The sequence below is a fragment of the Endozoicomonas sp. ALB091 genome (assembly GCF_049310265.1).
Taxonomy (GTDB): Bacteria; Pseudomonadota; Gammaproteobacteria; order Pseudomonadales; family Endozoicomonadaceae; genus Endozoicomonas.
This window is the reverse complement of sequence record NZ_JBLYNQ010000006.1, coordinates 933,252-947,493: the sequence shown is the minus strand read 5'-3', so window position 1 is coordinate 947,493 and position 14,242 is coordinate 933,252. Positions and strand designations below refer to the sequence as shown.

Genomic DNA, 14,242 nt, shown 5'->3' with positions numbered 1-14,242 from the left:
TCTGCCGATCGTCGTTTTGACGATCGGCTCAAAACCCTCCCGGAGAGACAAACACCATGACCATTCCCGCCAATGTCAGATCATTGTTGTCTGGCAACGGGCCAAAGTGGGCGCTCGTTGCCCTGATTGATCTAGCCCTGCTTTACGTCATTGCCCTGCTCTATTTCCAGGGTGAAGTGCTTTTCCCATTAACCCTGCTGGTTCTGGGCAGCCTGGGCACATGGATTTTTACCAGCAAGCGTGGTTACAGCTATCGCTACGTGTACCCATGTTTGCTGGGCATTATGATGTTTATCGTTTTTCCGCTGGTGTACACCTTTAGTATTTCGTTCACCAATTACGGCTCTGCCAATATTCTGAGTCTTGAGCGGGTCAAAGAGATTCACCTGAACAAGCAGGTAAAGAACGGCGAACACACCTACACACTGGCGCTTTTTCAGCAAAACGATCAGTTTCAGTTACAGCTGACTGATAAAAACGACAAAGATAGTATTTATACCTCCGACGCTTTCGTACTGAATGGTGATCCGGTAGAGGTTAATGCTCGCTCTGGAGCTGATGCAGAGGGTGACAAACTGTCCATGCGGGAGGTGGTCCGGCAGCGCTCGGCGCTGGGATCAGTGGCTGTTACTCTGGCAGACGATACTCGTCTGGTGATGTCGTCCCTGCGTGAGTTTTCTGCCATGGCACCACAGTATCGGGAAGAGAAAAACGACAGTCTGGTTGAGATTAAGACCGGTAAAGTCATACGCCCGGATATGACCACGGGGTTCTATGTGACCGACAGTGGTGAGCGGGTTGCCCCCGGTTTCTCTGTGTATGTGGGTGGAGAAAACTACGAACGTCTGGTTAATGACAAAGGTATTCGTGAGCCGTTTTTCAAGATTTTTGTCTGGACCGTTGTCTTTTCTGCGGGCAGTGTTCTGTTCTGTCTGGTGATTGGTCTGTTGCTGGCTAACCTGATGCAGTGGGAACCACTGAAAGAGCGGGCGATTTACCGGGTGCTGCTGATCCTTCCTTATGCGGTGCCAGCGTTTATTTCCATTCTGATTTTCAAGGGCTTGTTTAACCAGAACTTCGGTGAGATCAATATGATCCTGGAAGGGCTGTTTGGCATCAGTCCTGAGTGGATGACCGATCCGACTTTTGCCAGAACCATGATTCTGATCGTCAACACCTGGCTGGGTTACCCCTATATGATGATCGTCTGTATGGGTCTGCTGAAAGCGATTCCGGACGATCTCTATGAAGCGTCTGCCATTGATGGTGCCAACCCGATCCATAACCTGTTGTATATAACACTGCCCAATATTGCCAAACCGCTGGCACCGATTCTGATTGCCAGCTTTGCCTTTAACTTCAATAACTTCGTGCTGATTGACCTGTTGACAGCGGGCGGCCCGATGATGGCCGGAACGACAACGGAAGCAGGCTTCACGGATTTGCTGGTGAACTTCACCTTCCGTACGGCATTTGTCGCGGGTCAGGACTTTGGTCTGGCGTCTGCTATTGCCACGATGATCTTCCTGATCGTCGGATTTATCTCCTGGGTTAACCTCAGGGCCACCCGCAGTTCACAGGAGTATTGATCATGGCGATGGTACAACCACGAAACCTGCACTATCGGGTATGGGCAGCCCGGATCGTGATGATTCTGCTGCTTTGTCTGGTGATGTTTCCATTTTTGATGATTATTTCGGTGTCATTCCGGACCGGTAACTTCGCGACCGGCAGTTTGATTCCGGATAATCCCAGCCTGGAACACTGGGCAATGGTGTTGGGTTTTGAGTACACCACTGCCGATGGCACGGTGATTAAGCCCACTTTCCCGGTACTGACCTGGCTGTGGAACTCCCTGAAAGTGAGCTTTACCACCTCGGCGCTGATCCTGATGCTGTCCACCACCGGTGCTTATGCGTTTGCCCGGCTGCGTTTCCGTTTCAAGAACCACTTGCTCACCAGCATGATGATTCTGCAGATGTTCCCGGCGGTGCTGGCCCTGGTGGCTTTCCATGCCTTCTTTAATAAGTTGGGCGGTGTGGTGCCATGGCTGGGGTTGAATACTCACAGTGCCCTGGTGATGTCCTATCTGGGCGGTATCACCATGCACATCTGGCTGATTAAAGGTTATTTCGAAAGCATTGATGTGGCTCTGGAAGAGTCTGCCTATATCGACGGAGCCACCCCCTGGCAGGCATTCAGGCATATTCTGCTGCCACTGTCTGTACCTATTCTCGCGGTTGTATTTGTACTGTCGTTTATTGGGGTGATTGGTGAGTACCCGATTGCGTCTGTCCTGCTCCAGGGCGTTGAACAGCTGACTCTGGCCGTGGGTATGAAACAGTTCCTCTATGCCCAGAACTACCTCTGGGGTGATTTTGCCGCTGCCGCAATTTTGACCGGCATGCCCATTACTGTCGTCTTCCTGATGGCCCAGCGTTATCTGGTCAATGGTCTGACGGCCGGTGGTGTGAAAGGTTAACGGATTTACCGTTTATAAAGGTTTAGACAAGAGAAAGACAATGGCTGAAGTAAAGCTGACCCAACTGGACAAAAGCTACGACGGTGGCAAGACATTTGTTCTGAAGAACATCAATCTGCACATTGAAGATGGTGAATTTGTCGCCTTCGTTGGCCCTTCCGGTTGCGGTAAGTCCACGTTGTTGCGGATGATCTGTGGCCTGGAAGACATTTCCGGCGGTTTGTTAGAGCTGGACGGTGAGCGATCCAACGATATGCCGCCCAACGAGCGTCGTGTTGGTATGGTGTTCCAGTCTTATGCCCTCTATCCCCATATGACGGTGCGGGAAAATATGGAGTTTGGCCTGAAGCTGGCAAAAGCGGACAAGGCCGAGATCAATCGTCGTGTGGATGAAGCAGCCAGAATTTTGCAGCTGGAAAAGCTGTTGGATCGTAAGCCAAAAGCGATGTCAGGTGGTCAGCGCCAGCGGGTGGCGATTGGTCGCTCCATTGTGCAGGAACCGAGGCTGTTTCTGTTTGATGAGCCGCTGTCCAACCTGGATGTTTCCCTGCGGGTACAGATGCGTCAGGAGTTGTCCCGTCTGCATAATAAACTGAAGACAACGGCCATCTATGTAACCCACGACCAGGTAGAGGCCATGACGCTGGCCGATCGTATCGTGGTACTCAGCCCATTGGCAGACGGTGCCGAAAGCAATCTGGAGCAGGTGGGGGCACCGCTGGAACTTTATCACAACCCGTGCAACCTGTTTGTGGCCAGCTTTATCGGTTCACCGAAGATGAATTTCTTCCGTGCCACGATAGTGGAGCCCGGTCAGAAAGAGACTAGAGTTAAGCTGGAGTGTGGTACTGAGTTGCGTGTTTGCAACGACACCCGCAATGCCAAATCTGGTGATAAGGTAACGCTGGGGATTCGGCCACAGGATGTGCTGAATCATGAAGAGGCGGATGGCGCAGAAAACTGCATTACCGGCACTATCGAAACCATTGAGCGCCTGGGTAATGAGTCATTTATCTACCTGAACCATCCGGATATTCACGAAGCGTTTATTGCCCGGGTGGAAGACTCCCTGCGTCGTCAGCCTGGTGCTGAATTCCATGTGGGTGTTCCGGCGGAAAACTGTCATCTGTTTGATGCCAGCGGTGTCGCGTTTTCACGAACCAGGTCACCAGTATTTGACTGATATTGCTGACAGCTGATTGCTCCCGTGGAAGACCGTTGGAACAACCCGTATTCCATACGACAAATTTTGTGCAATCTCCGGCAGCCTCCCTGGTTGCCGGTCTACTTATGAAGAAACTCAATGCTTGACCACCAATTAATCGACAGTCTGGGTGACCTGTGTGGCATGGCCAGCGGCTATAAGGACTGGGATGGTACTCCGGTAGCTATTAACACTGAGAACAAAATTCCCCTGCTGGCTGCCATGGGTTTTGACGCTAGCAGTAATGTGGCGCTGAAACAGGCGATAGCCACTGAACAGTTAAAGCTGTGGCAATCTCCTTTATCACCAGTGACGGTTGTGCATCAGGGGCAAAGCTTCTCTTTCGTACTGCGTTGCTCCAGGAGTAAACGTCCATCGTCTGTTGCAGTGCAGATAACTCTGGAAAACGGTGACCAGGTTACCCATCATGCCGATCTGACCACGGCTGTTGTGTCCGAAACCGTGAAGCTGGAGCGCAAAGAGTATATTGCCCTTGAGGTTTCAGTACCTGAATACCTGCCACTGGGTTATCACACGATGGCGGTTCAGGAGAAAGCGTTCACGGCAGAAGCCGGATTGATTGTGGTGCCGGACGTTTGTTATGAGCCGGAAGCCATGAAACAGGGCGCTAAAATCTGGGGTTCCGGTATTCAGCTGTATACCGTTCGCTCTGAGCGTAACTGGGGGATGGGTGATCTCACCGACCTGGGTGCGCTGGCTGCAGGTATGGGTGAGCAGGGGGCTGATTTTGTTGGCCTGAATCCGGTGCATGCCCTGTACCCGTCCAATCCACTGCACTGTTCGCCTTACAGCCCATCGACCCGTCTGTTTGATAATGTGCTGTACATTGATCCTGAACAAGTGGCGGAGTACGCAGACAGTGCATCAGCCCGGGAGATTGTTGCACACCACCAGGGATTGATTGATCAATTACGCAGCACCGACCTTGTGGAATACGACAAGGTTGCACCATTGAAAATGTCGGTATTGGAACTGTTGTTTAATGAGTTTGCCGAACAGCATCTGGGCAAGGGAACAGACCGGGATCAGGCGTTCACGGCTTTCTGTCAGTCAAGGGGCGCGCGGTTAGATCAGTTTGCCCTGTATGAAGCACTGTATGAGCATTTCCGGAAAACCGATATTAATAGCTGGGGATGGCGCTGCTGGCCAGAAGCGTACCAGACGCCAGACAGTAAAGAGGTCAGGGCTTTTGCCAGGACAAATCAGGCACGGATTACGTTCTTTAAATACCTGCAGTGGCAGATGGATGAACAGCTGCACGCAGCCCAGGAAAAAGCCAAAAACGCCGGTATGATGGTTGGCCTTTACCGTGACCTGGCGGTGGGTGTAGACAGCAACGGTGCCGATGTCTGGACGGATCGTAATTTATTCGTTCTCGAAGCCAGCACCGGTGCGCCGCCCGATGGTTTGGGGCCGATGGGTCAGGACTGGGGTCTGCCACCGTTCAACCCGGTGGTCTTGAAAGAGGAACGTTACCAGCCTTTCGTTGAGCTGATCCGGAACAATATGCGTAACTGCGGTGCGTTGCGTATTGATCATGCCATGGGGCTGTTCCGTCTGTGGTGGTGCCCGAACGGCAACACAGACAACAAAGGTGCCCGTTATGGCTGTTACGTCCATTATCCGCTGCAGGATTTGCTGGGTATTATCAAACTGGAAAGTCATCGCCAACAGTGTCTGGTGTTTGGTGAAGACCTGGGTGTGGTTCCTCAGGAAATCACCGACAGTCTGCCTCCGGCAAGAATGTACGGCAGTGTGATGGGGATCTTCCAGCAGGATAAGGATCGTTATACGGCACCCGACAAGTACCGTGAAAAAGCCCTGGCGATGCTGGTATGCCATGACACTCCCACCATGAAAGGCTGGTGGGATTGCAAAGACATCGACCTGATGGAATCCCTGGGCTTTTTCTCCGAAGAGCGTGCCGCCGCTGACCACGATGCCCGTGAACAGACCCGTAAGGCAGTACTGAATACCCTGGCTGACCTCGGTGAATTACCAGAAGGCGTTGACCTTCAGGCAAGCACGGCACCGGCATTCAGTCGTACCATCATGGAGAGATTCAGCTATTACCTGGCTTTGTCGGCTTCGCAAATAGCTGGCTTCCAGCTGGAAGATGTCATGATGATTGACTCTCCGGTGAATGTACCTGGCACCTGTAGTGAATATCCAAACTGGCGTCGTCGTCTGCCTCAGAGTATTTCTGCAATGCTGGCCAGCAAAGAGAATCAGCAGTTCTTTGCCAACCTGAGTGGCTGTCGTAAGGCGAAATAGCGTCTGACCATCGGTAACCTGTTGCCGGTCAGCCTCCTGGTGCAAAAAAGTGTTAATACCCATGCACCCCGTTCATCCTGAGGCTTGTCGAAGGATGGTGCCACCGTACTTCGACAAGCTCAGCACGAACGGTATTGGTATCAACGCTTAGTTGCACTAGTACATGGTTTCAATGAGTTTGACGTGTACAATCTCCGTTCACCCTGAGCGTCCTTCGGCTCCGCTCAGGATGCACGGACGAAGGGTGCTTGGCACGATCTATCAGAGTCCGTAGTTTCCGCCTTTAGGCCCTATGGGTCCTTCGATGCTTCGTCAAGCTCAGCACTCAGGACGAACGGAGTGCGGAGACACGACAACCCGTCAAACCCACTGAAACCATGTACTATGCCTGAGTCTGTAATCGTTTACAGACTCGCGCTCTGATGAATACCGCTAGAATTGCAGACAATTGATTTATCCCGTTGAGTAGTCCGATGAAAAAAACAGCGCTCTGCCTGGCACTTGGCTTACTGGCTGGCTGTGCAACCCATGATTCTGCGATAGCCCCGACGACTAAAGAGCCTGTGGCTGTTTACCACTCTTTACCGACCCTGAAATATCAACCACTGCGGATATACGACGAAGCCATTCAGCAGACCATTGGGCTGACGCAACAGTCTGCAACGCTGAAAACGACTAACAGCGATTCTGCAGTGATAGGCTGGCAGCTACCCGGATATGGTGCCTACCGGTTCAAAATCAGCAGTCAGATAAAACGTGGGAAATTTGGCCGGGAAGCTTCGGCGTTTATGCCGGAAGTACAACTGCTCGATAAGCATTACCAGGTGGTTAAAACCGTGCCAGTGACGGCTTTGCATTACCAGAAGCCGGGCCTGCTTGGTCAGGAGTATTTTTATCACAGCTTTGTGGTAGACAATCGTGACCCGCTGCTGACGCCAGTCGAATACATTGTCGTTTATATGAGTGACGATGGTCGCAACCATAAGCTTCAGGTTGTCGATATGGAGAAGGAGTATGCAAAGGCCCGGGGCTTTATGCCACCGGCTACCAAGGATGTGCTGGCGACGGCCAGTGATCTTGGGGTGATTACCCTGGAAGCCATGTCACTGACCGAAGCGTATAGCGCCAGTTCTGCGCAAGGGCCTGCTTATACACCGCCGGTTCCTACAGGAAGAGAGGCTGAGGCAGCTGTTGGTTTCGACACTATTGCTTTAAGTAAAGAGTTTCGAGAGACCGTTCTTCAGTTGCTGGCCGATGGCAAGGTTCAGGAGGCTTTGGCGCTGCGGGAGAGTGCGGGTCAGATGCATGCTGATCTGCAGGAGGCATTTTCTGTGCTTTATAGACGTGAATCCGCAGGTAATGCCATTGAAAGCACCGCTTCAGATTCGCAGGCAATCGATAAACGCTTGTCCCATGCTTATCAGCAGCAGTTAATAATGCATTTGCAACAAGGTGAAACCCGGGCTGCCCTGGGGGTGATTGATCAGTCCAGAATGCTGCTCAGCCATATAGATGCGCTGTTCTGAAAGTGATTCGAGCTACCAACTCGTTTTCTTGTTCCCGGGGAGGACTCTGGGAACGAGTTCAAAACAGCAGGCCATTGTCTTCAATCTGGCGTATCAGCATTTCTTATTTCCCAAACTTGTAGAGTGTAATTGGTCATATCGCCTTCCCCGGTACGGCTCAAGACCACCACTTCATGCTCTGACATGGGATTGAAGCATGCTTTTATGATACCGTCTTGCTCGATCTTTCCCTTGAGTGACCAGTGCTTTTGATCGTTGAGCCCCAGGATTCCTACCATGTGAGAGTTGCGAGTCAGTGCATGAAGGCCTGACAAGCTAAAGCCGGTGGTGGCTGGGGTGTGCTCCCTGATGAGGGTTTGAATTGACCATGTCCCTGCCTGGCTCTTCTCCCAGATACAAATTGTACCGGTCCCTCTACAGCTGCTATAGCTGGTGGTCAGCAAGTGACTGTCAGACGGGCTGAATCGCGCCTGATACACTGCGCCATCGTGTTTGAGCCTTATTGCTGATTCAAGCCTTGACGCGGAACTCGACTCCGGCGAGAGACGCGGGTTCAGCGACCAGTCAGACCAATTTGCCGGTCTGTGCCATAGCAGCAAATCCTCGCAAGGCATCGGACCACTAATTGCATCAGATATAGCGAACAGGTATTGACCGCTAGAGCTGAATTGCAGCGGAAAGAATGTCGGGAAGATCACCGTCTCTTGCCATTTCCCCGATGGATCCGGGCTGTGAATTGAGACCCGTCCGGGACTGTAGGGTTTGCGATCAATACCCACCAGAAGCTGATCTGCCACTGGGCTGAAGCAGGCATAACTCCAATCCTCTGCTATTAATATTGAATGCTGTGCTGACCAGACTCCACAATCATCCAGAGATAAAATGGTTCTTTTATCCAGCGTGTGCAGTGACAGATACCGCTCCGATGGACTGAACTGAACTGTACCAATAAACCCTTCGGGGGAGAGGCCGGAAACCTTCATTTTCAGCCAATTATTATTATTTTCGTCCATGCACCAGAGGAGTACCTGATCGTCCTCATTACAGGTCACCATATATTTCCCGGAAGGGCTGAATTGGACCTTCTGGATCGGCAAAGTTTCCTTGCCGACTTCCTCCCAACAGCTGTTAGCAGACCGTAAGGTATTCACATAACCCTCACTGCTGCGGGTTAACAGGCGGTTCGTGCAAGCACTGAAATTTGCCGCGGTAATCACCCGGCTGCCGCTGTTATCGGGCCAATTGACGTGCTCTTCTGCCCATTGTCCCCGGTCATCCCTGGTTAGAATTCGGTGGTCATTCAAATAACGGCCATAAAACAACAGATGACGACTGGACTGGCTGAGGCAAAAATCAAGAATAGCTTCGGTCTGATTATATGGTTCATCTGGATCACGCTGGGGGAGAGTGACTTTGTGTCGCGGAACCAGGCGGTAAGCCGGGCATGATTCCATCCTCCTCAGGGTGCCAAGGCATAGTAGTGCGGACATCTGCGGGAGGTCCTTTATTATCCTGTCCCTGAACGATGTCCCTCTGTTGTTGCGTGATGCAGGAATGGCAAATGGATGAGAGTGCCGGGATTTTTTCTGCCACGGGGCTATTTTCCGGTACTGTTCCCGGAAGCGTTGCGGAAGTCGGGCAAAATAAGACAGTTCCTGAATATATTTGTGTTCCTTCACCACTTCCCGGAAAGTCTGGCAGGTTGCATTCACTTGCGGGATGTCATCGAATTCAAGGTGGTCAAAAATCATGACCAAAAGTTCAGGGGGGAGTTCAGTAATCCTTCTTTGCCACAACGGCCGTTTTTGCGGAAATTGTTGCGGGAACTGTGTCTGCGGGCTTGCCTCCGGGAGCGCAATAGCGGAGCTGGGGGGTGTCGTTTTAGCTGGCTCATTTACAGGCCAGTCCGGTGCAATCGAAGTGCCGACAGTCCCTGGAAACAGAGGGTCGCTCATTGACTTACTCCATTCTTAACGATTTATTACCGGCACTGCGCGAACCTTCACTACCGATTCATGATGTTAATGGACAGCCCTGAGGGCAGGAAGTTCCAGGGCAGAAACTGGTTGTTTCACATTGTGCAGGCTCCGGTATCTCATCGTTCCCACGTTCTGCGATACCGGATTTGCCAACTGTGAAACAAACTCTTATTGCGCGGAATCGTGGTGGTTTAATCAGGATTTTGTCTTTATGGTGAGGTTTGGTATGCATTCCCACGGAGGACCGTGGGAACGAGTTCAAAACAGCAGGCCATTGTCTTCAATCCGGCGTATCAGCGTCTCTTATTTCCCAAACTTGTAGAGTGAAATTGGTCATATCGCCTCCATCGGTACGGCTCAAGACCACCACTTCATGCTCTGACATGGGATTGAAGCATGCTTTTATGATAGCGTCTTGCTCGATCTTCCCCTTGAGTGACCAGTGCTTTTGATCGTTGAGCCCCAGGATTACTAACATGTGAGAGTTGCGAGTCAGTGCATGAAGGCCTGACAGGCTAAAGCCGGTGATGACTGGGGTGTACTCTCTGATGATGGTTTGAATTGACCATGTCTCTGCCTGACTCTTCTCCCAGATACAGATTGTGCCGCACCCACTATAGCTGGTGGTCAGCAAGTGACTGTCAGACGGGCTGAATCGCGCCTTATACAATCCGCCATCGTGTTTGAGCCTTATTGCTGATTCAAGCCTTGACGCGGAACTCAACTCCGGCGAGAGACGCGGGTTCAGCGACCAGTCAGACCAATTTTCCGGTCTGTGCCATAGCAGCAAATCCTCACAAGGCATCGGACCACGAATTGCATCAGATATAGCGAACAGGTATTTACCGCTAGGGCTGAATTGAAGCGGAAAGAATGTCGGGAAGATCACCGTCTCTTGCCATTTCCCCGATGGATCCGGGCTGTGAATGGCAACCCGTCCGGGACTGTAGGGATTGCGATCAATACCCACCAGAAGCTGATCTGCCACTGGGCTGAAGCGGGCATAACCCCAACCCTCTGCTATCAATATTGAATGCTGTGCTGACCAGACTCCACAATCATCCAGAGATAAAATGGTTCTTTTATCCAGCGTGTGCAGTGACAGATACCGCTCCGATGGACTGAACTGAACTTTACCAATAAACCCTTCGTGGGAGAGGCCGGAAACCTTCATTTTCAGCCAATCATTATTATTTTCGTCCATGCACCAGAGGAGTACCTGATTGTCCTCATTGCAGGTCACCATATATTTCCCGGAAGGGCTGAACTGGACCTTCTGGTTCGGCAAAATTTTCTTGCCGACTTCTTCCCAACCGCTGTTAGCAGACCGTAAGGTATTCACATAACCTTCACGGCTGCGGGTTAACAGGCGGTTCGTGCAAGCACTGAAATTTGCCGCGGTAATCACCCGGCTGCCGCTGTTATCGGGCCAATTGACGTGCTCTTCTGCCCATTGTCCCCGGTCATCCCTGGTCAGAATTCGGTGGTCATTCAAACAGTGGCCATAAAACAACAGATGACGGCTGGACTGGCTGAGGCAAAAATCAAGAATGGCTTCGGTCTGATTATATGGATCACCTGGATCACGCTGGGGGAGAGTGACTTTGTGTCGCGGAACCAGGCGGTAAGCCGGGCATGATTCCATCCTCCCCAGGGTGCCAAGGCATAGTAGTGCGGACATCTGCGGGAGGTTCTTTATTATCCTGTCCCTGAACGATGTCCCTCTGTTGTTGCGTGATGCAGGAATGGTAAATGGATGAGAGTGCCGGGATTTTTTCTGCCACGGGGCTATTTTCCGGTACTGTTCCCGGAAGCGTTGCGGAAGTCGGGCAAAATAAGACAGTTCCTGAATATATTTGTACTCTTTCACCACTTCCCGGAAAGTCTGGCAGGTTGCATTAACTTGCGGGATGTCATCGAATTCAAGGTGGTCAAAAATCATGACCAAAAGTTCGGGGGGGAGTTCAGTAATCCTTCTTTGCCACAACGGCTGTTGTTGCGGAAATTGTTGCGGGAACTGTGTCTGCGGGCTTGCCTCCAGGAGCGCAATAGCGGAGCTGGGGGGTGTCGTTTTAGCTGGCTCATTTACAGGCCAATCCGGTGCAATCGAAGCGCCGACAGTCCCTGGAAACAGAGGGTCGCTCATTGACTTACTCCATTCTTAATGAGTTATTACCGGCACTGCGCGAACCTTCACTACCGATTCATGATGTTAATGGACAGCCCTGAGGGCAGGAAGTTCCAGTGCAGAAACAGGTTGTTCCACATTGTGCAGGCTCCGGTATCTCATCGTTCCCACGTTCTGCGATACCGGATTTGCCAACTGTGAAACAAACTCTTATTGCGCGGAATCGTGGTGGTTTAATCGGGATTTTGTCTTTATGGTGAGGTTTGGTATGCATTCCCACGGAGGACCGTGGGAACGAGTTCGAAACAGCAGACCATTGTCTTCAATCCGGCGCATCAGCATCTCTTATTTCCCAAACTTGTAGAGTGAAATTGGTCATATCGCCTTCCCCGGTATAGCTCAAGACCACCACTTCATGCTCTGACATGGGATTGAAGCGTGCATTGATGATACCGTCTTGCTCGATCTTCCCCTTGAGTGACCAGTACTTTTGATCGTTGAGCTCCAGGATTCCTACCATGTGAGAGGTGTGAATCAGCGCATGAAGGCCCGACAGGCTAAAGCCGGTGATGATTGGGGAGTTCTTCCTGGTGATGGTTTGAATTGACCATGTCCCTGCCTGGTTCTTCTCCCAGATACAGATTGTGCCGACCCCACCAATATAGCTGGTGGTCAGCAAGTGACTGTCAGACGGGCTGAATACTGCCTGATGCACTGCGCCATCATGTTTGAGCCTTATGGCTGATTCAAGCCTTGACGCGGAACTCAACTCCGGTGAAAGACACTGGTTCAGCGACCAGTCAGACCAATTTTCCGGTCTGTGCCATAGCAGCAAATCCTCGCAAGGCGTCGGACCACCAATTTTATCAGATATAGCGAACAGGTATTTACCGGTAGAGCTGAATTGCAGCGGAAAGTATGTCGGGAAGATCACCGTCTCTTGCCATTTCCCCGATGGATCCGGGCTGTGAATGGCAACCCGTCCGGGATTGTAGGGTTTGTAGGGTTTGCGATCAATACACACCAGAAGCTGATCTGCCACTGGGCTGAAGCGGTCATAACTCCAACCGAAACCCTCTGCTATAAATAATATTGAATGCTGTGCTGACCAGACTCCACAATCATCCAGAGATAAAATGGTTCTTTTATCCTGCGTGTGCAGTGACAGATACCGCTCCGATGGACTGAACTGAACTTCACCAATCAACCTTTCGGGGGAGAGGCCGGAAACCTTCATTTTCAGCCAATTATTATTATTTTTGTTCATGCGCCAGAGGCGTACCTTATGGTCCTCATTACAGGTCACCATATATTTCCCGGAAGGGCTGAATTGGACCTTCTGGTTCGGCAAAATTTTCTTGCCGACTTCTTCCCAACCGCTGTTAGCAGACCGTAAGGTATTCACATAACCCTCACGGCTGCGGGTTAACAAGCGATTCGTGCAAGCACTGAAATTTGCCGCGGTAATCACCCGGCTGCCGCTGTTACCGGACCAATTGACGTGCTCTTCTGCCCATTGTCCCCGGTCATCCCTGGTCAGAATTCGGGAGTCATGCAAAAAACGGCCATAAAACAACAGATGACGACTGGACTGGCTGAGGCAAAAATCAATCCTGGCTTCGATCCGGCTATATCGTTCACTTGGATTACGCTGCGGGAGAGTGACTTTGTGTCGCGGCACCAGGCGGTAAGCCGGGCATGATTCCATCCTCCGCAAGGTGTCAAGGCATAGTAGTGCGGACATCTGCGGGAGGTTCTTTATTATCCTGTCCCTGAACGATATCCCTCTGTTGTTGCGTGATGCTGGAGTGGCAAATGGATGAAAGCACCAGGATTTTTTCTGCTCAAGGGCATGTTGCTGGAACTGTTCCCGGAAACATCGGGGAAGCCGGGCAAAATAAGACAGTTCCTGAATATATTTGTATTGTGTGACCACATCCCGAAATGCAAGACAGGTTGCGTTTACCTGCCGGATATCATCGAATTCAAGGTGGTCAAAAATCGTGGCCAACAGTTCGCGAGGGAGTTCAGTAATCTTTCTTTGCCACAGCGGCTTTTGCGGAAACTGTGTCTGCGGGCTTGCCTCCGGGAGCGCGATAGCGGAGCTGGGGGGTGTCGTTTTAGCAGGCTCATTTGCAGGCCAATCCGCTGCAATCGAAGCGCCAACAGGCCCTGGAGCCAGAGGGTCGCTCATTGACTTACTCCATTCTTAATGAGTTATTACCGGCACTGCGCGAACCTTCACTACCGATCCATGATGTGAATGGACAGCCCTGCGGGCAGGAAGTTCCAGGGCAGAAACTGGTTGTTTCACATTGTGCAGGCTCCGGTATCTCATCGTTCCCACGTTCTGCGATACCGGATTTGCCAACTGTGAAACAAACTCTTATTGCGCGAAATCGTGGTGGTTTAATCGGGATTTTGTATTTAAGGTGAGGTTTGGTATGCATTCCCACGGAGGACCGTGGGAACGGTGTGCCGCAGCACACCAATGGAGTCTGAAGGATAATTCTCCTGACGTGTCGAAGCTGTAGGAAAGATGGCGGTAGGCCCGCCGAAGTCGGCTGTCGGAAGCAGGCTTCAAACCACCTCAAGCGGCTGTCATTAAGAGTGGTGGTCGTGAGCGTT

General features: G+C 51.5%; 8 protein-coding genes. 5 read left to right on the top strand and 3 right to left on the bottom strand.

The genetic code is table 11. The features are described 5' to 3' along the window. The first annotated feature begins 56 nt into the window (after positions 1-56). The 5 genes from malF (at position 57) to ACO6UX_RS11095 (ending at position 7,507) form a co-directional block, all read left to right on the top strand. Positions 57-1,589, top strand: a complete 1,533-nt coding sequence (gene malF / locus ACO6UX_RS11115; RefSeq protein ID WP_422447530.1) for a maltose ABC transporter permease MalF — start codon at positions 57-59, stop codon at positions 1,587-1,589. Positions 1,590-1,591: 2 nt separating this feature from the next. Then, positions 1,592-2,482, top strand: a complete 891-nt coding sequence (malG, locus tag ACO6UX_RS11110) for a maltose ABC transporter permease MalG (protein WP_422447528.1) — start codon at positions 1,592-1,594, stop codon at positions 2,480-2,482. 40 nt (positions 2,483-2,522) lie between these two features. Further along, positions 2,523-3,665 carry an ABC transporter ATP-binding protein gene (locus tag ACO6UX_RS11105; protein ID WP_422447526.1) on the top strand — a complete coding sequence of 381 codons (1,143 nt, stop codon included), beginning with the start codon at positions 2,523-2,525 and terminating at the stop codon, positions 3,663-3,665. Positions 3,666-3,785: 120 nt separating this feature from the next. After that, positions 3,786-5,981: a 4-alpha-glucanotransferase gene (malQ, locus tag ACO6UX_RS11100; RefSeq protein ID WP_422447524.1), complete on the top strand. Its 2,196-nt coding sequence runs from the start codon at positions 3,786-3,788 to the stop codon at positions 5,979-5,981. 473 nt (positions 5,982-6,454) lie between these two features. Beyond that, on the top strand, positions 6,455-7,507 hold the full coding sequence (locus ACO6UX_RS11095) for a MalM family protein (protein ID WP_422447522.1): 1,053 nt from the start codon (positions 6,455-6,457) through the stop codon (positions 7,505-7,507). A gap of 80 nt (positions 7,508-7,587) precedes the next feature. Here the strand turns inward: ACO6UX_RS11095 and ACO6UX_RS11090 are convergent, their stop codons facing one another. From ACO6UX_RS11090 to ACO6UX_RS11080, 3 genes are all read right to left on the bottom strand, one after another. Beyond that, complete coding sequence (locus ACO6UX_RS11090) at positions 7,588-9,462, bottom strand: F-box/WD repeat-containing protein (protein ID WP_422447520.1); 1,875 nt, start codon at positions 9,460-9,462, stop codon at positions 7,588-7,590. Positions 9,463-9,766: 304 nt separating this feature from the next. Beyond that, positions 9,767-11,632 (bottom strand): F-box/WD repeat-containing protein, encoded by a 1,866-nt coding sequence (locus ACO6UX_RS11085; protein WP_422447518.1) that lies wholly within the window; start codon positions 11,630-11,632, stop codon positions 9,767-9,769. Positions 11,633-11,936: 304 nt separating this feature from the next. Further along, a complete protein-coding gene (locus ACO6UX_RS11080) occupies positions 11,937-13,808 on the bottom strand; it encodes a hypothetical protein (RefSeq protein WP_422447516.1) in 1,872 nt (623 codons plus the stop codon). Positions 13,809-14,242 lie beyond the last annotated feature (434 nt).